This is a genomic window from Streptomyces bacillaris (genome assembly GCF_003268675.1).
GTDB classification, from domain to species: Bacteria; Actinomycetota; Actinomycetes; order Streptomycetales; family Streptomycetaceae; genus Streptomyces; species Streptomyces bacillaris.
The window spans coordinates 810,607-835,818 of the sequence record NZ_CP029378.1 but is presented as its reverse complement, the minus strand read 5'-3'; the positions used below and the strand labels follow the sequence as shown (position 1 = coordinate 835,818).

At 73.5% G+C, this 25,212-nt stretch carries 19 protein-coding genes; 13 read left to right on the top strand and 6 right to left on the bottom strand.

Annotation, left to right across the window (positions count from 1 at the left end; translation table 11 throughout):
* The first annotated feature begins 51 nt into the window (after nt 1-51).
* From DJ476_RS03450 to DJ476_RS03410, 8 genes are all read left to right on the top strand, one after another.
* Nucleotides 52-1,068, top strand: coding sequence for a LacI family DNA-binding transcriptional regulator (locus tag DJ476_RS03450; RefSeq protein WP_103417129.1), 1,017 nt, complete (start codon nt 52-54; stop codon nt 1,066-1,068).
* 122 nt (nt 1,069-1,190) lie between these two features.
* Complete coding sequence (locus tag DJ476_RS03445) at nt 1,191-2,717, top strand: sugar ABC transporter ATP-binding protein (RefSeq protein ID WP_103417293.1); 1,527 nt, start codon at nt 1,191-1,193, stop codon at nt 2,715-2,717.
* Nucleotides 2,707-4,662 (top strand): ABC transporter permease/substrate-binding protein, encoded by a 1,956-nt coding sequence (locus DJ476_RS03440; RefSeq protein ID WP_103417130.1) that lies wholly within the window; start codon nt 2,707-2,709, stop codon nt 4,660-4,662. Before DJ476_RS03445 ends, DJ476_RS03440 begins: the two co-directional genes overlap by 11 nt.
* A 61-nt stretch (nt 4,663-4,723) precedes the next feature.
* Nucleotides 4,724-5,647, top strand: a complete 924-nt coding sequence (locus DJ476_RS03435) for a ribokinase (protein ID WP_112489799.1) — start codon at nt 4,724-4,726, stop codon at nt 5,645-5,647.
* Nucleotides 5,644-6,033, top strand: coding sequence for a D-ribose pyranase (rbsD, locus tag DJ476_RS03430; RefSeq protein WP_112489798.1), 390 nt, complete (start codon nt 5,644-5,646; stop codon nt 6,031-6,033). The genes DJ476_RS03435 and rbsD overlap by 4 nt, the downstream gene beginning before the upstream one ends.
* Before the next feature lie 340 nt (nt 6,034-6,373).
* The gene (locus DJ476_RS03420; RefSeq protein ID WP_112492423.1) at nt 6,374-7,900 is read left to right on the top strand and encodes a hypothetical protein; all 1,527 of its coding nucleotides are present in this window, start codon (nt 6,374-6,376) and stop codon (nt 7,898-7,900) included.
* A gap of 211 nt (nt 7,901-8,111) precedes the next feature.
* Nucleotides 8,112-9,341 carry an AAA family ATPase gene (locus DJ476_RS03415; protein ID WP_112489797.1) on the top strand — a complete coding sequence of 410 codons (1,230 nt, stop codon included), beginning with the start codon at nt 8,112-8,114 and terminating at the stop codon, nt 9,339-9,341.
* Nucleotides 9,338-10,615: a vWA domain-containing protein gene (locus tag DJ476_RS03410; protein WP_112489796.1), complete on the top strand. Its 1,278-nt coding sequence runs from the start codon at nt 9,338-9,340 to the stop codon at nt 10,613-10,615. The genes DJ476_RS03415 and DJ476_RS03410 overlap by 4 nt, the downstream gene beginning before the upstream one ends.
* Nucleotides 10,616-10,642: 27 nt before the next feature.
* On the opposite strand, the gene DJ476_RS03405 is transcribed toward DJ476_RS03410, so the two are convergent.
* The 6 genes from DJ476_RS03405 to DJ476_RS03380 all read right to left on the bottom strand — a co-directional run bounded on the left by DJ476_RS03405 (nt 10,643) and on the right by DJ476_RS03380 (nt 17,260).
* Entirely contained in the window at nt 10,643-11,446 is an 804-nt protein-coding gene (locus DJ476_RS03405) for an N-formylglutamate amidohydrolase (protein ID WP_112489795.1), read from the bottom strand.
* A 116-nt stretch (nt 11,447-11,562) separates the two neighbouring features.
* Nucleotides 11,563-12,552: a sphingomyelin phosphodiesterase gene (gene sph / locus DJ476_RS03400; protein ID WP_103417136.1), complete on the bottom strand. Its 990-nt coding sequence runs from the start codon at nt 12,550-12,552 to the stop codon at nt 11,563-11,565.
* A gap of 173 nt (nt 12,553-12,725) precedes the next feature.
* Nucleotides 12,726-13,427, bottom strand: a complete 702-nt coding sequence (locus DJ476_RS03395) for a class F sortase (RefSeq protein WP_318294321.1) — start codon at nt 13,425-13,427, stop codon at nt 12,726-12,728.
* A 71-nt stretch (nt 13,428-13,498) separates the two neighbouring features.
* Complete coding sequence (locus tag DJ476_RS03390) at nt 13,499-13,978, bottom strand: LPXTG cell wall anchor domain-containing protein (RefSeq protein ID WP_103417138.1); 480 nt, start codon at nt 13,976-13,978, stop codon at nt 13,499-13,501.
* A 314-nt stretch (nt 13,979-14,292) separates the two neighbouring features.
* Complete coding sequence (locus tag DJ476_RS03385) at nt 14,293-16,383, bottom strand: ATP-binding protein (RefSeq protein WP_112492422.1); 2,091 nt, start codon at nt 16,381-16,383, stop codon at nt 14,293-14,295.
* A 142-nt stretch (nt 16,384-16,525) separates the two neighbouring features.
* On the bottom strand, nt 16,526-17,260 hold the full coding sequence (locus DJ476_RS03380) for a response regulator transcription factor (RefSeq protein ID WP_208853469.1): 735 nt from the start codon (nt 17,258-17,260) through the stop codon (nt 16,526-16,528).
* A 120-nt stretch (nt 17,261-17,380) separates the two neighbouring features.
* Between DJ476_RS03380 and DJ476_RS03375 the strand changes: the two genes are divergently transcribed.
* The 5 genes from DJ476_RS03375 to DJ476_RS03355 all read left to right on the top strand — a co-directional run bounded on the left by DJ476_RS03375 (nt 17,381) and on the right by DJ476_RS03355 (nt 25,083).
* The gene (locus DJ476_RS03375) at nt 17,381-19,594 is read left to right on the top strand and encodes a regulator (RefSeq protein WP_112489794.1); all 2,214 of its coding nucleotides are present in this window, start codon (nt 17,381-17,383) and stop codon (nt 19,592-19,594) included.
* A 49-nt stretch (nt 19,595-19,643) separates the two neighbouring features.
* Entirely contained in the window at nt 19,644-21,395 is a 1,752-nt protein-coding gene (locus DJ476_RS03370; RefSeq protein WP_112489793.1) for a hypothetical protein, read from the top strand.
* A gap of 271 nt (nt 21,396-21,666) precedes the next feature.
* Entirely contained in the window at nt 21,667-22,968 is a 1,302-nt protein-coding gene (locus DJ476_RS03365; RefSeq protein WP_103417142.1) for a cytochrome P450, read from the top strand.
* Entirely contained in the window at nt 22,965-24,227 is a 1,263-nt protein-coding gene (locus DJ476_RS03360) for a cytochrome P450 family protein (RefSeq protein ID WP_103417143.1), read from the top strand. Before DJ476_RS03365 ends, DJ476_RS03360 begins: the two co-directional genes overlap by 4 nt.
* 22 nt (nt 24,228-24,249) lie before the next feature.
* Nucleotides 24,250-25,083 carry an ATP-grasp domain-containing protein gene (locus DJ476_RS03355; protein ID WP_181006446.1) on the top strand — a complete coding sequence of 278 codons (834 nt, stop codon included), beginning with the start codon at nt 24,250-24,252 and terminating at the stop codon, nt 25,081-25,083.
* Nucleotides 25,084-25,212: the final 129 nt, after the last annotated feature.

Below are 25,212 nucleotides of genomic sequence, written 5' to 3'. Positions count from 1 at the left end.
ACCACCCCCTGGTTTCGAGGTGTACGGAAACCACAAGGAGGTGGTCCGGACATGGCGAGCATCAAGGATGTCGCGGCCCAGGCGGGGGTCTCCGTCGCCACGGTCTCGCGGGTGCTGAACAGCCATCCGTCCGTCAGCGCGGAGGCGCGCACGCGCGTTCTCGCCGCCGTCGACGCCCTCGGCTACCGGCCCAACGCCGTGGCCCGCTCCCTGCGCACCGCGCAGACCCGGACGCTTGGCCTGGTCATCAGTGACGTACTGAACCCGTACTTCACCGAGCTGGCCCGGTTCGTCGAGGAGGAGGCGCGGGCCCTCGGCTACAGCGTCATCATCGGCAACGCCGACGAGCGGCCCGAGCTCCAGGACCACCACATCCGCACGCTCATCGACCGCAGGATCGACGGACTGCTCGTCTCGCCCGCCGACGGGGGCTCCCCGCTGATGCGGGAGGTGTCCCTGAGCGGTACGCCGATGGTCTTCGTGGACCGCTGGATCCCGGGCATCGACGTGCCCGTCGTCCGGGCCGACGGCACGGGGGCGGTCAGGGACCTGGTGGCGCATCTGCACGGGCTCGGCCACCGCAGGCTCGCGATCATCGCCGGGCCCGCGGCCACCACCACCGGCAACGAGCGCGTCGAGGCGTTCCGGGAGGCCCTGCGGGAGCTGGGGCTCGCGCTGCCCGGTGCCTACATCGGGCAGGGCGACTTCCAGGCCGCCAGCGGGCGGCGGGCCACCGAGCGGTTCCTCGCCCTGGCCGAGCCGCCCGAGGTCGTGTTCGCCGCCGACAACCTGATGGCGCTCGGCGCGCTGGACGCGATCCGGGCCCGGGGGCTGCGGGTCCCCGACGACATCGCGCTCGCCGCCTTCGACGACATCCCGTGGTTCGTCCACACGGACCCGCCGATCACCGCCGTCGCCCAGCCGACCGCGGACCTCGCCCGGGCCGCCGTCCGCGCGCTGGCCGACCTGATCGAAGGACGGACCCCGCAGTCCGTCACCCTGCCCGCCCGTCTCGTCGTACGCCGCTCGTGCGGCCAGGACGCGACCGACCAGAGGAGCACCCGGTGACCGCATCGGAGGAACGGCCGGAGCGGCCGGAGCCGGAGGAACGACCCGAGCCGGCGGCGACCACGCCGGACGAGCGGCCGGTTACCCGCCCGGACGGACAACCGGCGGCCCACCCCGATGAGTTGCTGCGCATCGAAGGGCTGCGCAAGACCTTCCCCGGTGTGGTGGCGCTCGACAACGTCGACTTCGACCTGCGCCGCGGTGAGGTCCACGTCCTGCTGGGCGAGAACGGCGCCGGAAAGAGCACCCTCATCAAGATGCTCTCCGGCGCCTACCGCCCCGACCGGGGCCGCATCCTCGCCGAGGGGCGCGAGGTGCGCATCGACGACGCCCAGGCCGCCGAACGGCTCGGGATCGCCACCATCTACCAGGAGTTCAACCTCGTCCCCGATCTGACGGTGGCCGAGAACATCTACCTCGGCCGACAGCCGCGCCGCTTCGGGCTCGTCGACCACCGGCGGATGCGGGCCGACGCGGAGAAGCTGCTGCGCCGGGTCGGTGTCGATGTGCGGCCCGACGCCAAGGTCCGCGAACTGGGCATCGCCCGGCTCCAGATGGTCGAGATCGCCAAGGCGCTGAGCCTGGAGGCCCGCGTCCTCATCATGGACGAGCCGACCGCCGTGCTCACCTCGGAAGAGGTCGACAAACTCTTCGCCATCGTCCGGCAGTTGCGTGCCGACGGCGTCGGAATCGTCTTCATCACCCACCACTTGGAGGAGATCGCCGCACTCGGTGACCGCGTCACCGTCCTGCGCGACGGCCGCAGCATCGACCAGGTGCCCGCCTCAACGCCCGAGGACCGGCTCGTCCAGCTCATGGTGGGCCGCAGCATCGAGCAGCAGTACCCACGCGAACGCCCCGACGCCGGTGAGGTGTTGCTCTCCGTGCGCGGACTGACCCGGGACGGTGTCTTCCACGACATCAGCTTCGACGTGCACGCCGGGGAAGTGGTCGGCCTCGCCGGTCTCGTCGGCGCCGGTCGTACGGAGGTGGCGCGCGCGGTCTTCGGCGCGGACCCCTACGACACGGGCACCGTCGACGTGCGGGGGCAGCGCCTCGCCCGGCACGACGTGCCCGCCGCGATGGGCGCCGGGATAGGCCTCGTGCCGGAGGACCGCAAGGGGCAGGGCCTGGTCCTGGACGCCTCCGTACAGGAGAACCTGGGCCTGGTCACCCTGCGTACCGCCACCCGCTCCGGGCTGGTGGACCTCAAGGCGCAGCGTACGGCGGCCGCACGCATCGCGAAGCAGCTCGGCGTCCGCATGTCCGGCCTCGGCCAGCACGTCCGTACGCTCTCCGGCGGCAACCAGCAGAAGGTCGTCATCGGCAAGTGGCTGCTGGCCGACACCCGGGTGCTGATCCTGGACGAACCGACCCGGGGCATCGACGTCGGCGCCAAGGTCGAGATCTACCAGCTCATCAACGAACTCACCGCGTCCGGCCACGCCGTCCTGATGATCTCCAGCGATCTGCCCGAGGTCCTCGGTATGAGCGACCGGGTGCTGGTCATGGCCCAGGGCCGGATCGCCGGTGAACTCCCCGCCGAACAGGCCACCCAGGACGCCGTCATGGCCCTCGCGGTCTCCACCGAGGCGTCCGACGAACACCCCGCACCGAAGAACGCAGAGGAGGGCCCCCGTGGCCACTGAGACACTCAAGAGTGACACGGGCGCGGGGGGCACGTCCGTGATACGCCGCGTCCTGCTCGACAACGGGGCGCTGAGCGCCCTGGTCGTCCTGCTGGTGGCGATGTCGCTGCTCTCCGGCGACTTCCTGACCACCCAGAACCTGCTGAACGTCGGCGTGCAGGCGGCCGTCACCGCGATCCTCGCGTTCGGCGTCACCTTCGTCATCGTCTCGGCGGGCATCGACCTCTCCGTCGGCTCGGTGGCGGCCCTCTCGGCGACGGTCCTCGCCTGGTCGGCCACGTCCGCCGGGGTGCCGGTCGTCCTCGCGGTGATCCTCGCGATCGTCACCGGCATCGCCTGCGGCTTCGTGAACGGCGCCCTCGTCTCGTACGGCAAACTCCCGCCGTTCATCGCGACGTTGGCCATGCTGTCGATCGCCCGCGGTCTCTCGCTGGTCATCTCGCAGGGCAGCCCGATCGCGTTCCCGGACTCCGTCGCACGGCTCGGTGACACGCTCGGCGGCTGGCTCCCCGTGCCGGTCCTCGTGATGATCGCGATGGGGCTGCTCACCGCGCTGATCCTGGGCCGCACCTTCATCGGCCGTTCGATGTACGCGATCGGCGGCAACGAGGAGGCGGCCCGGCTCTCCGGTCTCCGCGTCAAGCGCCAGAAGATCGTCATCTACGCGCTCTCCGGCCTCTTCGCCGCCGTCGCGGGCATCGTCCTGGCCTCGCGCCTGGTCTCCGCGCAGCCGCAGGCCGCCCAGGGGTACGAACTCGACGCCATCGCCGCGGTCGTCATCGGCGGCGCCAGCCTGGCCGGCGGGGTCGGCAAGGCGTCCGGCACCCTGATCGGCGCGCTCATCCTCGCCGTCCTCCGCAACGGCCTCAACCTCCTCTCGGTCTCGGCGTTCTGGCAGCAGGTCGTCATCGGCGTCGTCATCGCGCTGGCGGTCCTCCTCGACACCCTGCGCCGCAAGGCCGGTTCGGGCGCCGCCTCCTCGGCGGGCACCGCACCCGGCGCGCCCGGGTCCGGGCGCAGGGGAGCGCTCAAGTTCGCCGGGGCCGCGCTCGCCGTGGCGGTCGTCGTCGGCGGTGTCTCCTACTTCAACTCCGGTTCGTCCGGGGGCGCGAAGAAGGTCGGCATGTCCCTCTCGACGCTGAACAACCCCTTCTTCGTGCAGATGAAGGAGGGCGCACAGGCCGAGGCGGAGAAGGCAGGCATCGACCTCACCGTCACCGACGCCCAGAACGACGCCTCGCAGCAGGCTAACCAGCTTCAGAACTTCACCAGTTCGGGCGTCTCGTCCATCATCGTCAACCCGGTGGACTCCGATGCCGTGGGGCCGGGCGTGCGCAGCGCCAACCAGGCCGACATCCCCGTGATCGCCGCCGACCGCGGTGTGAACAAGGCCGACACCGCCACCCTCGTCGCCTCCGACAACGTGGCGGGCGGCAAGCTCGCGGCCGACGCGCTGGCCGACCGGCTCGGCGGCAAGGGCAGCATCGTCATCCTCCAGGGCACGGCGGGCACCTCCGCCAGCCGTGAGCGCGGGGCGGGCTTCGCCGAAGGGCTCAAGGCCCACCCGGGCATCAAGGTGGTCGCCAAGCAGCCCGCCGACTTCGACCGCACCAAGGGCCTGGACGTCATGACCAACCTGATCCAGTCCCACCCGGACATCACCGGGGTCTTCGCGGAGAACGACGAGATGGCGCTCGGCGCGGTCAAGGCGCTCGGCGGCAAGGCGGGCAAGTCCGTGTCGGTCGTCGGCTTCGACGGCACCCCGGACGGTCTGAAGGCGGTCGAGGCCGGGACGCTCTACGCCTCGGTGGCCCAGCAGCCCGGCGAACTCGGCCGGATCGCCGTGCAGAACGCCGTCAAGGCGGCGAAGGGCGACACGGTGGAGAAGACGGTGAAGGTGCCGGTCAAGGTGGTCACCCGCGAGAACGTGGCCGACTTCTCCTGACGCCCGCCTCACCCCACCTCGCCCCGCCCCGTTCCGACCGACGAAAGCAGGGAGCACGCCCATGCACGACAGCGCCCCCGACGACCGGTACGACCTGCTGGTCGTCGGCTCGGCCAACGCCGACCTGGTGATCGGCGTCGAACGCCGCCCCGCCCCCGGCGAGACGGTCCTCGGCTCCGACCTGGCCGTCCACCCGGGCGGCAAGGGCGCCAACCAGGCTGTCGCGGCAGCCCGGTTGGGAGCCCGTACGGCGCTGCTCGCCCGGGTTGGTGACGACGACCACGGCCGGCTGCTGCTGGAGAGCCAGCGCGCGGCGGGCGTGGACACGGACGGTGTGCTGGTCGGCGGGGCCCCGACCGGGGTCGCCCTGATCACCGTGGACCCCTCGGGCGACAACAGCATCGTGGTCTCCCCGGGCGCCAACGGCCGGCTCACCCCCGAGGACGTACGGGCGGCGGCCCCGCTGCTCGCCGCCGCCCGGGTCGTCTCCGTACAGCTGGAAATCCCCCTGGAGACGGTCGCGGAGACAGCGCGGTGCCTGGCACCCGGGGCCCGTCTCGTCCTCAACCCGTCCCCTCCCGCCCCGCTCCCCGGGGAGGTGCTGGCCGCCTGCGATCCGCTGGTGGTCAACGAGCACGAGGCGCGGTTCATCCTGGGCGAGGGGGCGGGGGAGACCCCGCAGGACTGGGCCCCGGCCCTGCTCTCCCTGGGCCCGCGCTCGGTCGTGATCACGCTGGGCGCGGAAGGCGCGCTGGTGGCCGACAGCCGGACGGACTCGCTGGACCGTCTGGTCAGCCCGAGGGTCGAGGCCGTCGACACCACGGGGGCCGGGGACGCGTTCACGGCGGCCCTGGCCTGGCGGCTGGGCCGGGGCGACGACCTGCGCGAGGCGGCGGCCTTCGCCGTACGGGTGGGCGCGGCGGCGGTCACGTCACAGGGGGCTCAGGTGTCGTTCCCGACGCTGGACGAGGTCGACGCGCTGTGAAGAAGTCGGGCATCCTCAACCGTCATCTGGCGGGAGCCATCGCGGAACTCGGCCATGGTGACGGGGTGTTGGTCTGCGACGCGGGTATGCCGATCCCGTCCGGCCCGCGCGTCGTCGACCTCGCCTTCCGCGCCGGGACCCCGTCGTTCGCGGAGGTGGTGGACGGGCTGCTCGACGAGTTGGTGGTGGAGGGCGCGACGGCCGCCGAGGAGATCCGCGACGCCAACCCGGCGGCCGCGGCGCTCCTGGCCGGTCACTTCCCCGGGCTGGAACTGGTCCCGCACGACGAGCTGAAGGCCCGTACGGCAGCGGCGCGCCTGGTCGTACGGACGGGGGAGGCCCGGCCGTACGCCAACGTGCTGCTGCGGTGCGGGGTGTTCTTCTGAGCGGTCGAGCGAGGGCCTCCTCGCGGCGATCGTGCAGCCCGCGGAGGCAGGCCGTGAGCGTGAGGCTGTCCGTGTCCTGCTGCGCCGGGGCGTCGACGTCCTGCCGCCCACCCAACGAGACCAGCGGCCCTCCGGGTTGATCCTCGCCTTCACCCTGACCGGCCTGGAGGCGGAGTGGAGGCGGCTGCGCTCCGAGGGCGTCGAGATCGCCATGCCGCTGCGCGAAGAACCGTGGGGTCGGAAAATATTCCTGGCGGATCTTGTCGCGGCGGGCTACGCTGCCCGCGATGAATCACTCCACGAGCAGAATGGGGGACCCGATCGCGCAAGGTGAGTGCTGATGCTCACTTCTGTCGCGCAACGGGATTCCCGCCCTTCCCTCCTCTCTTCCCCTTCCTCACCTTCCTTCTGGCCACGCGTGCGCGAGTTCGCCGTGCCGGCCTCCATGATCGAGACCGCGACCGCCCGCCGCCTGGCCGGTGACTGGGCCGGAGCGTGTGCGGCGGCAGGCGTCGACGTCGATCTCCGGCTGCGTTCCGTGTTCCGCACCCATGGCCGGGAGTCGGCCGACCGGATCCGGGCCGATCTGCGCCGGCTGGCCCCCGACCTGTTGCGCTGGCACCTGCCGAGGATCGCTCCGAACGGGCTGCTGCGCCCGGGGCTGACGATCGCGCTGGCCCGCTACGACACCCCCGAGCGCGACGGGCCCGGCGGCCCCCTGCACCTGGTGGTCCGGACCCCGCCCGCCTGGGCGGACGCCGGGCAGCGGGTCAGCCTCGCCCTCTGGGACGGCTCGCACGCCGAGCCCGGGGCCCGCCGCCATCCCCACCCCCACCCGAACCGGCGCTTCCGCCTCGATCTGCACCGCCATCTCTGGGACGCCACCGGGGCGGACGAACTGCGGAGCCGCTCCGGAGCCGACCGCCCGGCCGCCGCCGAGGGGGCCGTGGGGCCCGTGGGGGTCGACCCGGGTGTGCTCGCGGCGCTGCCTCCAGGCCGTCCCTACGCCGTCGACCGGTGGGCGGAGGAGGCGGCGATCCTGCTCCGGGCCGAGGGGCCGGGGGAGGGTGGTGCGGTGAGCGTACGGCTCGGAGGCCGGCGCCGACTGCTCCTCTATGTGATCGGGGGCGGAGGCGAGGGGCCGAATTCCGCTGCGGACGCCGGGCCGTTGTCGGTCGGGCCTCATCCCCGTACGTCCGCTGTACGGGTCGTGGTGGCGGAACCCGGGTGCGGCCCGGGTCCGGCAGCCGTGCCGCCGGTCCTGCCCGATGCGGCGACCTGGGTGCTCCCCGACCTGGAGCTGATCCGCACCGGCGCGATCGGCGCCGAACAGCTCCACCCGCTGGTCGCGCGGGCCCTCGTACCGGACGGCCTGTCGGCCGGTCCAGGAGCGCGGCTGTCGCGGGCCACGGAACGGGCGGGGCAGCCACGTTTCGTGGAGTGCCGGGGGGCCCGGCACCGGATCGGGCTGGTCGACGGGGTGCTGTCCCCGCTCGACCACGACCCCGCCGAGATCCGCCGGGAAGAACTCCTGGTCGCCCTCACCGGTACGCCTCTGCCCTGCCTCCAGGCCATCGACGCGGCGCACCGGCGTCCCGACTGTCTGGCCGGGGTCCGGGAACGCCTGGACCACGGGGACATCGCCGGAGCGCTGGCCGTCGTCGAAGGGCTGCTCGGGCCCGAGGCGGTGCTGCGCGGCGGTCCGTTGCGGGACGAGCTGGAATCGGCCGCCCAACGCCGCATCACCTACGGGCTGTTCCGGGCGGACCTGCTCGACCCCGGCCCGGGAAGCTACCTCCTCGACCATCGTCGCCCGGGCGATCGCCGTCCGGGCGACCGTCGGCCGCGCCCTAACACCGTGCGCTGAACCGGCGTCCGCGCCGCCATGGCGTGCGCTGAGCCGGTGCCTGTTGTCCATTGCCTGTTGCCCGTTGATCGGTGCCTGGTGCTCGCGTCCGCGCCGTAACACCGCCCCCCGAACTATCTCCCCGCGCCGAACCTCCGTCCACCGGAGCGGAGTTCGTCCCCACCTCCGTACGCCCACTCATCGGCCTTCTCACACCCTCAGGTGATCACCCATGCCCACGACTGCCAAGTCCTCCCAACTCGCCGTCGCCGACGCCCTGACGGCTCTCCTCCGCGACACCGCCACCGAACCGCGCCCCGACATTCAGCTGGAGGCTCTGGCGCTGGCGGTCGCCGCCGATCTGCCCGTCCTGCTGTGGGGCGAGCCGGGCATCGGCAAGACCGCCGCGCTCACCCAGCTCGCCGCCTCCCTGGACCTGCCGTTGACCACCGTGATCGCCAGCGTCCACGAGCCGTCCGACTTCTCCGGGCTGCCCGTCGTGGGTGACGATCCCGCCGAGCACGGGATCCCGATGGCTCCGCCGGACTGGGCGGTCCGCCTCGTGCGGGCCGGGCGCGGGCTGCTCTTCCTGGACGAGCTGTCCACCGCGCCGCCCGCCGTCCAGGCCGCACTGCTCCGTCTCGTCCTCGAGCGGCGGATCGGCTCCCTCCGACTCCCGCCCGGTGTGAGGATCGTGGCCGCCGCCAACCCGCGCTCCTCGGCGGCCGACGGCTGGGAGCTGAGCCCGCCGCTCGCCAACCGGTTCGTCCACCTCCAGTGGGCCCATGACCACGAGGTCGTCGTCCGGGGGCTCGGCGGGATCTGGCCGCGCACCACGCTGCCCCGGCTCGACCCCGACAGGCTGCCCGAGGCCGTGGAGTTCGCCCGGCGAGCGGTGTGCGGACTGCTCGCGGCCCGCCCCACGCTCGTCCACCGGCTGCCCACCACCGAGACGCGCCGGGGCGGTGCCTGGCCCTCGCCGCGCAGCTGGGACATGACGCTGAACCTGGTCGCCTTCTCGGTCGCCGCCGGGTCCTCCCGCGATGTGCTGTCCCTGCTGGTCCGGGGCACGGTGGGGGACGGGCCCGGGCTGGAGCTGCTGGCGAGCCTGGACCGGATGGACCTGCCGGACCCCGAGGAACTGCTCGCCGATCCGGCGGGGGCCGTCCTGCCCGAGCGCGGCGACCTCCGGCAGGCCACGCTGGACGGGGTGGTCGCGGCGGTCCGTGCCCGCCCGGACCAGGAGCGTTGGGACGCCGCATGGGCACTGCTCGTCCGGGCGCTGGAGACCGGGGCCCCGGATCTGGTGGTCGTCCCCGCCACCACTCTCGCCGCGCTGCGCCGGGAGGACTGGGACGTACCGGCGGCCGTCGAGCACCTCGCCGGTGTGGTCTCCCTGTCCCGGCGGGCGGACCGCGCGTCGGAGCGGGTGGTCCGCGCCGAGGCGAAGGCGGGCCGATGACCACGACCGGGGCGCCGACGACGGGCGCGCCGACGACAGGGGCTCCGACGGACACGCTCGACCGGGACAAGCTCTTCGCCGCCCGGCTGCAGGCGGCCAGGGCCCGCCCCTATCTGGCGACGGCCCTCTTCGCCCTGCACACCGTGGAGTCGCGGCGGGTCCCGACCATGGGCGTCGACCGGTACTGGCGGTGCTACGTCTCACCGGCCTTCGTCGCCCGCACCCCGGTGGAGGAGCTGGCCGGGGTCTGGGTCCACGAGGTGTCGCACCTGCTCCGCGACCACCACGGCCGCAGCGACCGGGTGGCCCGGCAGCGCGGGCTGACCGGGCCGGGGGACCGGCTGCGGATGAACATCGCCGCCGACTGCGAGATCAACGACGATGTGTACGGGGACGGCCTGGTCCGGCCGAAGGGCGTCGTGCAGCCGTCGACCCTGGGGCTCCAGCCGGGCGAGCTCATGGAGGACTACCTGCGCCGGTTCGGGCTCGGCTCGATCACCCAGTACCTCGCCTGGCTGGACTGCGGCAGCGGCGCCGACGGGCTGGACCGGGACTGGGAGTTGGGGCCCGAAGGGGCCCACGGGCTCAGCGCGCGGGAACAGGACGCGGTCCGTTTCCGGGTGGCGCAGGGCATCAACGGGCGCCCGGGGAACGTCCCGAAGGGGTGGCAGCGGTGGGCGGAGGAGGCGTTCCATCCCCCGCAGCCCTGGCGGGAGTTGCTGGGGGCGGCCGTCCGCTCGGCCGCCTCGGGAGCAGGCGCGGGGGAGGACTACACCTACGGCCGCCCGTCCCGGCGCTCCGCCGGGTTGCCCGGCGTCGTGCTGCCGAGTCTGCGCCGGACCCCGCCCCGGGTCTCCGTCGTCATCGACACCTCCGGCTCGGTCAGCGACGCCGAACTGGGCAGCGCCCTCCTGGAGGTCGCCGCCATCTCCCGTGCCGTGGGCGGCCGTCGCGACCTGGTCACCGTCCTCGCGTGCGACGCGGCGACCCGGGTCGTCCATCCGCTCTGCAGCGCCGAGGGCATCCCGCTGCTGGGCGGTGGCGGTACGGATCTGCGTACGGGCTTCGCCAAGGCGCTCCGGACCCGGCCGCGCCCCGATGTCGTCGTCGTACTGACGGACGGTCAGACGCCGTGGCCCAAGGCGCAGCCGGCGTGCCGGACCGTGGTCGGCCTCTTCACCCGGGAGCGCGGGCGCCGCACCTGGCGGGAGGACAACCCCGAGTACACCCCGTCCGGGCCGCCCGCCTGGGCACGGGTCGTGGAGATCGGCTAGCCGTACGGGATTTGCCCGCCCGGGGCCTCAGAGCCGGGACACCAGCTCCGCCAGGGCCCCGGCGAGTGCGTCGAGTCCCGGGCCTGCGGGCCCGCCCGGCTCGGTCATGTAGGTGTCGCGGCGGATCTCGATCATCAGGGCCGTGACGCGGCGGTCCGTGCCGTAGTGCTTCAGCGGGACGTACGTACCGGCGAACGGGCTGTCGACACCCGTGGACCCGAAGCCGGCGAACGCCTCCTCCGCGAGCGCGCGCAGCTCCGGCGGGGTGTGGAACGGGTCGGTGCCCAGGCAGATCGCCGGGCGGGGGCCGGTGCCGTGGAGTTCGTACGGGAGCGGCGCGGTCGGGTACGAGTGGACGTCGACGACCACCGCGCGGCCCGTGGCGGCGGTCCGGGCGTCGACCGCCTCCGTCATCGCCTGCGCGTACGGGTGGAAGTACCGCTCCAGCAGCGGGACTTGGTCGATGTGCGGGGCGCGCAGCGGTGCGCGGTGGGTGGTGTGGGTGTAGACCGCGCCCATGCCCACGGCGCGCATCTCCTCGCGGTCGTCGGGGAAGCGCTCGGGGTCGACGACCAGGCGGGAGAGGGAGTTGACGAAGCGCCAGGGGCGGGCGGCGGCGCACACGGCCGAATCGGCTGCCCGGGCCGCCAGTTCGGCCGTGTGCGCGTCGGTGATGTGGTCGAGCTCCCGCTCCAGAGCGCTGTCGTCCAGCACGATTCCGCCGCGTACGTCGTCCGGGACGGTCCGCGACCCGTGCGGTACGTGCAGCAGTACCGGTGAGTCGGGGCTTCCGGGGTGGATGCGGAACGACGGCTGGGAGGCAGGGCTCATGGAGCGGGTCCTTCACGGGCGGGTCGGGGAGGATCCCGATTGTCCCACCCTGAGGGTCGCCCGGTGGATCAGCCGGTGGATCAGTCAGTTGATCGGTCTGCTGATCAGGGGGCGGTTCAGTTGGCGGCGCCGATCACCGGGTAGTGGTCGGAGAGGTTGGTGTACGTGTAGCTCTTGCCCCAGCTGGAGACCGTCCACGGGGCGCTCTGCTCCTTGATCACGTCGTTGTTCCAGCCCGCGGGCTTCGCGTGACCGGCGCGGTGGAGGACGTGGTCCAGGTCCTCGCGGGGGTCGTTCGGGTAGCGCTCGGAGGCGATGGAGTTGTCCCGGGTGTCGAAGGAGTAGCGGTGGCCCGTCTTGGTCTCCGGCGCGACCAGGTCCGCGTCCTTGAGGAAGGAGGCGTACTCGGCGGAGTGGCCGTCCACGTTGAAGTCGCCCGCCACGACGACCTGTTCGGCGGCGGGTATCTTCTTGGCGTCCAGGAAGGCGTCCAGCGCCCTGAACTGGCGGCTGCGCATGGTGGCGGCCTCGCCCGCCGAACAGCCCGGGTCGGTGGACTGGGCGTGGGTGCCCACGACATGGACGCGGGCGCCGTTGACGTTCAGCACCACATAGGCGAAGCCCTTGTTGGACCACCAGTCGGCGCCGCAGGCGTCCTTGTAGACGTACTGCTCCTTGCGGACGATCGGCCACTTGCTCAGGATCGTGACGCCGCCGTCCTCCGGGGTCGTCGCCGAGTACGAGCCGCCGGTGGCGTCCCAGCCGCTCTTGCTCCGGCCGACCACCGGGGTCTGGTACGGGTACTGGGCGGCGGAGTTCCGCAGCAGGGCGTCGGAGGCCCCGTTGTCGAACGCCTCCTGGATCACCACCACGTCGTTGCCCCGGAAGAAGGACGTCTTCGGGATCTCGGCCGCCCGGTGGTCCTGGCCCCAGTTGGGGTACAGGCTCTTGCTGAACAGGAACGCGTTGTACGAGAGCACCCGCAGCGACGGGGTGTCGGCGGTGGTGGCCGCCGTGGCCGAGGGTGCGTTCACGGCCATCGGGACGGCGGCGAGCGCGGCGGTGAGGGCCATGGCGGAAAGGCGGCGGAAAGCGGAGTGCGGCACGAGGTCTCCTGCTGAAGTGAGTGGGGGCGTACCGGGGTGCACCCATCAAAGCAGCGGCAGTTACCCACGGGTAGACATCGGATGCCAGGAGTCTGTCCGGCTCGCTGCCATCTGGATTCGGCCAAAGATCGACTCGGCCCGATTCGACTCGACCCGACCCGGTTCGCCCCGGCTCAGCTCGGCTCGGCGTAGACGATCAGGTTGTCCACCGGGTGTCCCTCGTCGTCGAACGCGCCGTCGCAGGTGATCAGCCGCAGCGTGCTGCCCGCGGTGGCGCCGTAGACGCGCTCGGTGGGGAACGCCTTCTTGTTCACCGTCTCCTTGCCCGTCACGGTGAAGCTCCGCGACGTGCCGTCGCCGCCCCGGACGAGCACCTCGGCGCCCTTGGCGATGTCCTTGAGGTCGTGGAAGACGGCCCGGCCGAAGCGGGTGTCGTTGTGGCCGATCAGGACGGCGGGGCCCGGGCGGCCGGGAACGGCCCCGCCCGTGTACCAGCCCGCCGTCATGCCCTGCTCGGCGGGCGGGACCTCGACCGTGCCGTCCGGGTTGAGCCCCAGGCGCATGAGGGAGCTGCGGATCTTGAGGGAGGGGATGGAGACCTGGGTGGGGGCCGCGTCCGAGGCCGGTTCGGAGGCCGTGTCGTCGCCGACCGCGTTGTCGGGGTGGCGGCGTCGGAGGTGGCGGTTCCGCTGGAGGACGCCGGGCCGGGGGGCGCGGTGGTCTGCGGCGCCGCGGACGTGGCGGGTGAAGGCACCGGTCCCGCGCAGGCCGTCAGGGCGGCGCAGGTCACCAGCGCCGCCACCAGTGCGGCCGAAGCGGGACGGTGGCGGCGGAGGAGGGAGGGGCGAGCGTGCATCAGGAGGCTCCAGGGGCACCACCGGGTGTGGCGCCGCCCCGGTGCGGGACGGCGCCACACCCGGTGTCAGGGGTGGACGGTGGCGACGGGTCAGCCGTTGCGGCGGCGCACCACGAGGGTGCCCGCGCCCGCGAGCAGCGCGAGCCCGGCCGCCGTGCCCGCGAGGGCCGTGGTGCCGGTGGAGTCGTTGCCGGCCGGGCGTTCACCGGCCGCCACGCCACCGCGCGGCGCGGCCTCCGGCTTGGCGGCGGCCTCCTTGGCCGCCCTCTCCTTGGCCGCCGTGTCCTGGTCGGAGGCGGGGGCCGGGCGGTCGCCCGCCGCGACGCCGCCACGGGGCACGGCGGAGGGACGGGCCTCCTTCGGCGCGTCCTTGGCCGCCTCCGCGGCCTTGGCGGCTTCGGCCGCCTTCTGCCGCTCCGGCGACACCTCGGGGGCGCTCTCGGCGGGCGCCGACGGCTTCGGGGTCGCGTCGGCGAGGGCGGCGGTGGACGGGACCAGCACCGCACCGGCCGCCACGGCGGCGAGCACGGCCGTGCGCAGGGTGAGGCGAGCGGTGGTCACAGCTGTCATACGGATGGCTCCATTTCCTACGTCGCCCCGCGGCGGGCCCGGGTGCGGGTGTGCACCGGGTGCGGGGCTGGGAGCCAGGCTGTCGGGGAGATATGAGGAAGCTGTCAGGACGCTGTGGTCATCCGATCAGGGCGCCCGCCCGGGCTCCTGTGAGGGGCACCCGCTCGGCCCCCGTCAGGGCACCTGTCCGGTCCCTGCCAGGGGCACCCGCCCCGGCCGCGTCAGGACATCCACCCGGACCCTGTCAGAGGCGCCTGCCCCGGCCCGTCTGGGCATCTGCCCGGACCCTGTCGGGGGGCGCCTGCCCGGACCCGTCAGGGCGTCGGCGCAGGGCCCGGGAGGCGGATGGAGAACACCGAACCCTCGCCCTCCGTGCTCGCCGCGCCCGCCGTCCCGCCATGGGCCTCCGCCAGCTTCCGGACGATGGCGAGCCCGAGCCCGCTGCCTCCCGTACGGCGGCTGCGGGACTTCTCCGCACGCCAGAAGCGGTCGAAGACGTACGGGAGATCCTCGGCCGGAATGCCGGTCCCGGTGTCCGCCACCTCGATCACCACGTCACCGGGCGGGAAACCGGACCCGCCCCTGGGCCCGGACCCACCCTCGGACCCGTGCCCGCCCCTGGACCCGGACCCGCCCTCGGACCCGTGCCCGGTCGGGGAATCGGACCCGGACCCGTCCTCGGACCCGTGCCCGGTCGGGGAATCGGACCCGGACCCGTCCTCGGACCCGTGCCCGGTCGGGGAATCGGACCCGGACCCGTCCTCGGACCGGGACCCGGCACCGCCCCCCGCCGCCCCGCCCCCGTACGCGCGCAGCGTCACCGTCCCGCCCGGCGGAGTGTGCCGTACGGCGTTGGAGACCAGGTTCCCCACCGCCTGCCGCAGCCGCACCGGGTCCGCCGCCACCTCCGGCACCCGCCCGTCCGCCGACTCCACCCTCAGCGTGACCTCCGCCGTGTCCGCGCGGGCCTGGTGGGCAGCGGCGACCTGGCCCAACAGCTCCCCGACGCGCACCGGTTCGGGGTGCAGCCGGAGTACGCCCGCGTCGGCGGCGGCCAGGTCCTGGAGGTCGTCGATGATGTGCTGGAGCTGCACCGCCTCCTCCAGCAGCGAGGAGACGAACGCCGGATCCGGGTCCGCCAGGCCGTCCTGGGCCGCCTCCAGCCAGCCCCGGATGTTGCTCAGCGGGGTCCGCAGCTCATGGGCCACATCGCTGACCATGGCCCGGCGCTGCTCCTCCAGGCGGGCCCGGTGCGCGGACATGTCGTTGAACGCGGCGGCCAGCCGGGCGATCTCGTCGTCCCCCGAGACCGGGACGGAGGCGGACTCCTCGCCGTCCCGCATCCGCTGGGCGGCTCCGGTCAGCGCGTGCAGCGGGCGGACCAGTCGGGCGCCCGCGAGCACCGACGCGCCCACGGTCAGCGCCAGGACCAGCGCCGCCGCCCCGGCGATCTTCGCGGTGTTGGCGGGGGAGAGGTCGAAGCCGGGCACCGTCGCGCCGCCCTCGTCACCGATGAACAGGAGTGCGGGCGATGCGACGTACGAACCGAGCTGTTCGCTGCGGGCCGTCCCCACGCACGAGGCGATGGCCCGGTCGTCCTCCCCGGTGAACTCCCGGGGCGGTTCCGCGACCGGGGCGGGACGGGCCGCCCGCGCGTCGCTCGGTACGGGATAGGGGAGCTGACCCGGCCGGGTCACGGCGACGTCCTCGCCCCAGAACAGGTTCTGGTCCAGCCGCACCCCCTCCCTTCCCTGGCGCTTCAGGCAGGCGTCGGCCAGACCGTTGAGCGCGTCGAGCGCCTTGCGTTCGGTCCGGGTGGGCGCGTTCAGGCCGATGGATTCGCACTTGGTGCTGAGCGCGCGTTCGGGGACGCTGCCCACCATCTGGATCCGGGGCCGTCCGCTCGGTCCGACGACCACGTCGGCGGCGATCCCCGACCGGTTCAGGCAGGCCGCGTGCCGTTCTGCGAGCTGCCGCAGCTCCGTTCGCTCGGCCGCCGGCAGCAGGAACGGCCCCACCGCGCGCGGGTCGATCCGGTCGGCGGCCGTGCCCTGCCCCTCGGTGGACCGGGCGGCCAGGACGGTGTCCACGGAGAGCGGGTCGACCACCGCCGAGGCCTGCGGCGGCAGCGGCGGCGGGACCTCGGCGGTGGCGGAGTCCGCGAGCGGCTGTCTGCTCTGCGTGGTGAGCGCGATGCGGCGGCCCGACTCCTCGGCCAGTTTCCGTACGGTCGCGTCCACCCCGTTCCACGTGGGGTTCTGCGCGGCATAGCCGAGCAGGGTGTCGTAGATCCGGGCGTCGGCGGTGAGGTTGCGACCCTGCTCCTGCCGGATCGCGCCCGAGGTGGTCTGGACGGCGAGCCAGGCGGTGGCGGCCACCGAACACGCGGCGACCAGCGCCGACACGCCCAGCAGCCGCCCCAGCAGACTCCGCCGCAACGGCACCCGGGAGCGGGAGCGGGCCCGGCCTCCCTCGCGGCCTTTACGCACGCGGTGCGGACCGGCCTCGCGGCCCTTACGTACGCTGTCCGTACCGGCCTCCCGGCCCCTACGCATGCCGTGCGGCCTTCGTCCCGGCCCGGTCCGGGTCGGTCAGCTTGTAGCCGACGCCGAAGACGGTGAGCAGGCGCACCGGCCGCCGGGGAGCGGGCTCGATCTTCTTGCGCAGGTTCATGATGTGCACATCGACCGTCCGGTTGCTGATGTAGCGGTCGAAGCCGTGCAGCTCCTCCAGCAGCCGCTGCCTGCTGAACACCCGGTCGGGACCGGCCGCCAGCGCGGCCAGGATCCGGAACTCGCCCCGGGTGCACTCCACCGGCTCGCCGTCCACCGTCACCTCGTGCCGCTCCGGATCGACCACCAGGCCGCCCACCCGCAGGACGGGGTCCTCGGCCACCGGTGCCGCACCGCCCGGACGGCGGGCGCGGCGCAACAGCGTACGCACCCGGGCCATCAGCTCACGCGGGCTGTACGGCTTGGTCATGTAGTCGTCGGCGCCGAGGTCGAGCCCCAGCAGCAGGTCGTCCTCGGTGGTCCGGGCGGTCAGCATCAGCACCGGCAGCTCCCGGGCCTCGGCCCGCAGCACCCGCACCACGTCGAGACCGTCCGCCCGAGGCATCATCACATCGAGAACCAGCAGGTCGGGTTCCCGGTGCCGGACGGCGTCGAGCGCGGCGAGCCCGTCGCCCACGATCCGTACGGCGTGTCCTTCCCGTTCCAGATAGCGGCGTATGAGTTCGGCCTGCTTCTCGTCGTCCTCGGCGACTATGACGTCTGCGCACACGCCTCCGATCGTAGAGCGGGGCTACAGTGCGAGGCCGGGGCGGGTTCCGGAACGCGGAAGCCGGGAAGGGAACCGGCGCGTTCACCTCGGTGGGGCGGCGCACCGGCGGAAGGAGACGGGTTGAACGGCCTCGGTACGGACGGCGGCGGATCGACGCACGACACGGTGTCATCGACGCACAACACGGTGTCGGGGGACGCCGTGATCGTCGGGCCCCTGCTGATGGCCCAGCACATCGAGGGCATCCAGTTGCCCCCGCCCCCGCCGGACGTCCCGCCGAGCCAGGGACCCATGCCCAGCCGGGTGTTCGTCAACCGGACGAAGGAGCTGGCCGATCTGCGGGACGCGGCCCTGTCCCTGGCCGCCGGACCGGAGCCGGGGGTCGTGCTGGTGGTCGGGGTCGGCGGGGTCGGCAAGACGCAGCTCGTCGCCCAGGCCGTCCGGCGCGAGCTGCACCGGCTCTTCCCCGACGGTCAGCTCTACGTCGACCTGGCGGACCACCGCCGGGACGGCGCGGTCGACCTCGCCGCGGTGCTCGGGGAGTTCCTGCGCGCCCTCAGGGTCCACAAGGACTACGTGCCCGGCGGACTCGCGGAACGGACGGCGCTCTTCCGCAGCGTCGCCGCCACGCTCCGCCTCCTGGTGAAGGTCGACAACGTCCAGCACGCCCCGGAGGTCAGGGCGCTCGTCCCGCCGCAGGGGCTGCTCGTGGCCACCGGGCGCCGGGTCCTGCCGTCGCTGCTGATGGACGGGGCCGTGCTCATCGATGTCGCTCCGCTGGACGGGGCGGCGGGGACGGAGCTGGTACGCCGTTGGCACGCCGACGCGGACGAGGGGAAGGCCGCCGATGTCGTACGGCTCTGCGCGGGGCACCCGTTGGCGCTGCGGGCCGCGCTGGAGTGGCTGGCGGCCCGGCCGCAGCTGACCCTCGACGACGTGGTGCGCGATCTGACGGCCGGGCGGTACGGAACGGGTGACGACGGTGTACGTGAGGCGACGGGCATGGCCATGGGCGCGGGCGGCGGGACCGAGGAGGGCGGGGTGGGCGAGGCCGTCGACACGGTGCTGGACTCGGTGGTGGCGGGAGTCTCCGGCCACACCCGGCACCTCTACGACCTCCTGGGCGTCCTGCCCGGCACGACGGCCACGGCCGACCTGCTGACGGCCACCGGCGCCACCCAGGTCGACGAGGGCCTCGGTGAGCTGCTCTCCTGCCGGCTCGCGGTCCTGGTGGAGTCGTCGGACCGGCCCCGCCGCTACCGACTGCACGACGTGGTGCGGGCCCATGCCCGGCTGCGCGCACGGGCGTTGCCCGAGGAGCGGCGGCGCGCCGTCCTGCGGCTCGTCGTGGACTTCTACGCCGACGCGGCGGCCCACGGCGACGCGCTGGTGCTGGGCGACCGGTTCAGGATCCAGCCGCCGCCGGTCCGCCCGCTCTCCGAACTCGCCGCGCGGGGCACGCTGTTCACCGGCAGGCCCGATGCCCTGGAGTGGCTCGACGCCGAACGCGCCAACTTCCGGGCCGCCGTCCGGGCGGCCGCCGACGAAGGCTGGTACGAGGACGTGTGGCGGCTCTGCGAGTCGCTGTGGGCGCTCTACCACAGCCGGAAACACCTCGCGGACTGCGTCGAGTCGGGGCTCCTCGGTATCGAGGCCGCCCAGCACGAGGCGCGCCCCGACGTCGAGATCCGGATGCGGAACCAGGTCGCCCGGGCCGCCTACGAGCTGGGCGACCTCGACCGGGCGGAGTCCCAGCTCGACGCCGCAGCGGACCTCCTGGGGCTGGCCGGTGACCCGCGGCTGAGCGGGGTCGTCCAGGAGAGCCGTGGGCTGATCGCCCTGGCGCGCGGCCGGTCGGAGGAGTCGCCCGGGGCCGCGCGGGAGCGGGCCGAGGAGGCGCGAGAGCTGTTCGAACGCGCGCTGGCGGCCAACCGGGCCGTCCCCGACCCGCACGGCATCGTCGTGCAGAGCTACAACGTGGCCCAGGCGCTGGTGGCGGGGGAGCGGTGGGCCGACGCCCTCGACGTACTGGACGAGGCGGCGGAGACCGCCCGGACCACCGGCGACGAACCCATGCTGCCCCGGATCGACCTCGTACGGGCCCACGCCTTCGCCGGGCTCGGCTCGCTGGACCGGGCGGTCGCCGCGGCGGGTGCCGCGGCCGACGCGGCGGCCGGGCTCAAGCAGTTCGCCAAGCTCGACCAGGCGCTCGAACTGCTCACCGCGCTCGCGGACCGGGCCGAGGACCGGCCGCTGCGGGTCGCCTGCGAGGAGAAGCTCGGCGCGTTGCGGCGGACCATGGGACTGAGGCCACCGGCCGCGCCGACGGCCTGAGCCTCCGCCTACCCTTCTCCTTGTCCCCACCTTCCCCCGGAGCCACGCGTTGTCCTCGGTGCCGTCGCTGCTCAGCCGTACGTCCGCCCGGTTCCGGTCGCGCCGTGGAACCCGGCCCGGCCACGACCGGTGGAACACCTGGGACCCGCCGAAGGCGGAGGTGCTCGGGGTGGCCCGGACGCTCACCTCCGCGACCCGGGTGCTGGACGTCATGCACCTGCTGCGCCCCGAGGACGGGATCGAGAAGTACTACACGGTCAACCCCGGCTCGGCGTTCGCGGACGGGCTCGACGCCTATCTGGCCGGGCTCGGCGTCCAGGTGCTGAGCTGGAAGGAGGCCACCCGCCGCTCCTTCGACCTGGCGGTCAGCTGCTCGGTCCACCCGACCATGCGTCGGCTGAACGCGCCGCTGATGGTGCTGCCGCACGGCGCCGGGTACAACCGGCTCGTGACCGAGTCGACGGGCGACACGTTCTCTCCGGTGGGGCTCTCGCGCCGGGAGCTGATGTGGCGGGGGAAGGTCGTCCCGGAGGCGATCGGGGTCTCGCACCAGGATCAGATCGACCGGCTGGCCGAGACCTGCCCCGAGGCCGCTCCGTACGCCCTGGCCGTCGGTGACTGGTGCTTCCAGCGGATCACCGCGAGCATGAAGCACCGAGACCGTTACCGGGCGCGGCTCGGCGCGGTCGACGGACGGCGGCTGGTGGTGATCCACTCGACCTGGAGCCGGCACTCGCTGCTCGGCCGCCATCCGGAGCTGCCGCTGCGGCTGATGACCTCGCTCCCGGTGGACGAGTTCGCCGTGGCGGCCGTCTTCCACCCCAACGTCTGGGCCCGGCACAGCCGTCCGGGCGTGCTGGAGCGGCTGGGCGCCGCGATGGACGCGGGGCTCATGATCATCCCGCCGGAGGAGGGGTGGCGCGCGGCGGTGGTGGCCAGCGACTGGGTGGTCGGTGACCACGGCAGTACGACCTTCTACTCGGCCGCCGCCGACCGGGTCACCCTCCTCGCCGCCACCGGTCTCGACGAGCTGGACCCCCGGTCGCCCGCCGCCGCGTTCGGGCAGGGGGCGCCGCGGCTGGATCCCGACGGTGATGTGTACGCGCAGTTGCTGGCGGCGGCCCGCGGGCACGACCCGGCGGGGCTGCGGGCCGTCGTGGACCGGCAGCTCGCCTCGGTCGACACCTCGGGCGAGGTGACCCGGGCGCGGATGTACGCGTTCCTCGCCCGGCGCGGGGTCGTGGTGCCGGACGTGGCACCCCTGCCCCTGCCCGTACCGGCCCCCGAGCCGGTGCGCCGGACGGCCGCCACGGCGTACGACGTGACCGGGGCCCATGACGCCGGGGGCACCGTCGACCTCCAGCGCCGCCCCCTGGTGGCCGGGCACCACACCGAGGCCCTCGGCTTCTACGCCGTCACCACCGAGGAGAACCACCCGCACTGGCCCGACGCGGCCGAGGTGCTGGCGCGGACGGCGGCGGACGCCGAGGTGGCCGCCCTGGACTGGGTGGCCGAGGCCGCCGTCCGGTACGAGAACCTGAACGTGCTGGTGGCCCGGCTGGACGAGAGCCGCTGCCTGGTCCGGCTGCGCGGCGGGCGCCTGCTGGAGGCTCGTACGGAACGGTCCTGGGGTGCCCGGCGCTCCCCGCTCGACCCCATCCTGCTCGGCTCGGCCGTCAACCTCTGGCTGACCGACGCGGACCGGGCGAAGGACCTCACGGACGGTCTGACCCTGTGCACCGGGCAGTGGCGGATCGAGGTGGCGTTCACCGAGCAGGGCGCCCCCGGCAGCCGTCCCTGAACAAGAAGCAGCCGTTTCAGGGCCGGAAGCTGACGCCCCCGAGCCCGGAAGTAGCCGCCCCCGAACCGGAGTCGGCGGCTCCGATGTCGATCTTGTGATCAAACCTGCGCAGATGTCGTACGGAAGCGATCGGCGCGGCGAAGCAACCTGGCCGGGAGCGGGCGGAAAAGGTCTCGATTCCGCCCCGCCGATTCACAGAAGCTCCTTATAGTGGTGCCGCGTTGATCGTATGGTCGCAACGCGCGAAGCCGTCGCCACTGGAGTCCGTACGATGACGAACCCCTCGCCCGCCACGCCCGCGCCCTCGGCCGGTGGGGGCGGTGGCTGCCCCATGAACTTCGGCACCGGAGCCGTCCCGCTCAGCGGACCCGGCTTCCACACCGAACCGCACGCGCTCTACCGCTCCATGCGGCGCGACCACGGCCCCGTCGTCCCCGTCGAGCTGCCCGGCGGCTTCCCCGCCTGGCTGGTCATCGGCTACCGCGAACTCCACCAGGTCACCAGCGACGGGGAGTTGTTCCCCCGGGACGTCTCCCTGTGGAACCAGTGGGAGAACATCCCCGCCGACTGGCCGCTGCTCCCCATGGTGGGTACCCCCATGCCCTCCATCTACTTCACCGCCGGGGCCGAGCACCGCCGCCATGCCGACATGGTCGTCCCCGCGCTCGAAGAGGCCGACCCCTTCGAGATCCGGCAGCACTGCGAGCAGTTGGCGGACCGGCTCATCGACGCCGTGTGCAGCCGGGGCACCGCCGACCTGGTCGCGGAGTTCGCGGAGCCGCTCCCCGTCCTCGTCCTCGCCCGGCTCGTCGGCTTCCCCGACGACGAGGGCGCCGACATCGCCCGGGTGCTCAAGGACCTGGCCGACGGTGGCCCCGACGCCCAGAAGGCGCACCTGCGCTTCGGCGAGCACATGCACCGGCTCGTCGCCACCAAGCGGGCGCACCCCGGCAACGACGTGACCTCGCGGATGCTGGCCCACCCCGAGCCGTTCACCGACGAGGAGTACGCCCTCGACCTCATGGCTGTCACGGCCGCCGGGCACCTGCCCACCGCCGACTGGATCAGCAACTCCACCCGGCTGATGCTCACCGAGGACCAGTTCGCGGACGCCCTCTCCGGCGGCCGGCACAGCGTCGCGGAGGCCATGAACGAGGTGCTCTGGGAGGACGCCCCCACCCAGATCCTGGCCGGACGGTGGGCCGCGCGCGACGCCCGGCTCGGCGGACAGAACATCGTCCGCGGCGACATGCTGCTCCTCGGCCTCGGTGCCGCCAACGGCGATCCCCACATCCGCCAGCAGGTCACGGACCTGCTGGTCCGCTCCGGGCAGGGCGGCAACAACGCCCACATGGCGTTCAGCCACGGCGAGTACCGCTGCCCCTTCCCCGCCCAGGAGATCGCGGAGATCATCGCCCGTACCGGCATCGAAGTCCTCCTCGACCGGCTCCCCGACCTCGAACTGGCCGTACCGGCGACGGAGCTGGTGCGCAGGCCCTCCGCCTTCCTGCGCGGGACGACCTCGCTGCCCGTCCGCTTCACCCCCGTACGCACGACAGGAGACGCGCTGTGAACTGCCCGCACGCCGCGGCCGACCGGGCCGCAGAAGCCGACCGGAGCGCCGGGGCCATCACCATCGACCCCATGGTCCAGGACCTGGACGGGGAGACCGCGCGGCTGCGCGAGGCCGGGGTGCTCGCCCGGATCGAGCTGCTCGGCGTCCCCGCCTGGACCGTCACCCGGCACGCCGAGGCGCGTCAACTCCTCGTCGACCAGCGGCTGGTGAAGGACATCGAGGCCTGGGAACTCTGGCGTACCGGAGTGGTGACACGTGCATGGCCGCTCATCGGCATGATCGACGCCGGGCGTTCCATGTTCACCGTGGACGGCGCCGAGCACCGGCGGCTGCGCACCAAGACCTCCCAGGCGCTCACCCCGCGCCGACTGGAAGCGATCCGCCCGGCCATCGAGAAGTTCACCGATGAGCTGCTGGACAACCTGGAGGCGGCCCGGGACGCGGACGGCGTCGTCGACCTGAAGGCGGTCTTCGCCCAGCCGCTGCCGATGAAGGTCGTCGGGATGCTGATGGGCGTCGACGAGGCCCAGCACCCGATGCTCACCCGGCAGTACAAAGCGTTCTTCTCCATGCTCACCCCGCAGGAGGAACGCCTCAAACTCCTCGCGGACCTGGACGTCTTCTACACCGAGCTCGTCCGGGAGAAGACCGCCCACCCCACGGACGACCTCACCAGCGCGCTGATCCTGGCCGAGGAGGGCGGCGAGCCGCTCACCGAGGAGGAGGTGGTCGGCAATCTGAAGGCGATGGTCGCCGCCGGGCACGAGACGACGATCGGCCTCATCCTCAACGCCGTACGCGCCCTGCTCGCCCACCCCGATCAGCTGGCCGAGGTGCTGGCCGGCGAGGTCGGCTGGGACGCGGTGGTGGAGGAGACCCTGCGATGGGACACGCCCACCACGCATCTGCTGATGCGGTTCGCCACCGAGGACATCACCGTGGGCGACACCGTGATCAGGAAGGGCGAAGGGGTCGTCATCTCCTACCGGGCCATCGGCCGCGACACCGGGCAGCACGGCGAGGACGCCGACGCCTTCGACATCACCCGCCCCACCCGCAACCGCCACATGACCTTCGGCCACGGCCCGCACATCTGCCCCGGCGCCGCGCTCTCCCGCGTCGAGGCGGGCATCGCGCTGCCCGCGCTCTTCGGCCGCTTCCCCGGACTGCGGCTCGCCGTCCCGGACGCGGAGATCACCAAGCTGCCGGTGATGACCCAGAACGACATGGCCGCCTTCCCGGTCCTGCTGGGCTGAGCCCGTCCCCGTACGCGTACGCATGCTGTCCCCGCGGCCGGGTCTGCTCGCCCTCGCCCCGCACCGCTCCACCACCGCCGCCCTCCTGGCCGACGCGGCGCGGGGGCGTGGGATGGAGGTGACCGTCCTGCCCGTGGGCGGGGTGCCGGAGCCGTACGCGGGACGGGGTGACGCGCACTACTACGGCGGCCCGCACTTCGCCGCGCGGGTGGCCCGGCCGCTCGGGGTGGCGCTGCTGGAGCCGGACGACGGGTGGCTGGACGGGCTGCCGTACGCGTTCACCGGGCGGCACGTCCGCCGCCTGCCGCTTTCCGGGGCCCGCCGCCTCCCGGGCCCGCTCTTCGCGAAGCCGCCGACCGACAAGAGCTTCCCGGCCGCGGTGTACGGGAGCGGGGCCGAGCTGCCGGACGTGGTGGGGGACCCTCTGGTCCAGGTCAGCTCGGTCGTGACGTGGGCGGAGGAGTTCCGGCTCTTCCTGCTCGACGGGGAGATCCGAACCGGTTCGCGGTACGCCGTCCATGGGCTGCTGGACGCGGCGCCCCTGGCGGGACACCCGCAGGAGCCCGCCGTACGCGCCTTCGCCCGGCGGCTCGTCGAGGCGTGCGGGGCCACCCTGCCCGGCGCCGTCGTCCTGGACGTCGGCCGCACGGTCCCGCCCGCCGGGCCCGGGAGCTGGGCCGTGGTGGAGGCCAACATGGCGTGGTTCAGCAACGTGTACGCCGCCGACCCCTGCCGCGCCCTCGACGTGGTGCTCCGGTCGGCAGGGCCCGAGGGCCTGCTCCGCGACCGGGACCGGGCCTTCCGGCGGGCCGCGCCCACCGTGCCCGGGGCATCGCGAGGCGTCGTGCCCGAGTGAGGTGCATCACGCAGAGTTAAATTCTTGGCATACATTCCGGCGGACGGGGGAGGGGCCCCGTCCGCTGGTGTGGCCGTACCCCGGTCCACCGCGCAGGACGCCCCCGGCCGAACCGGCGGGGGCATTTCG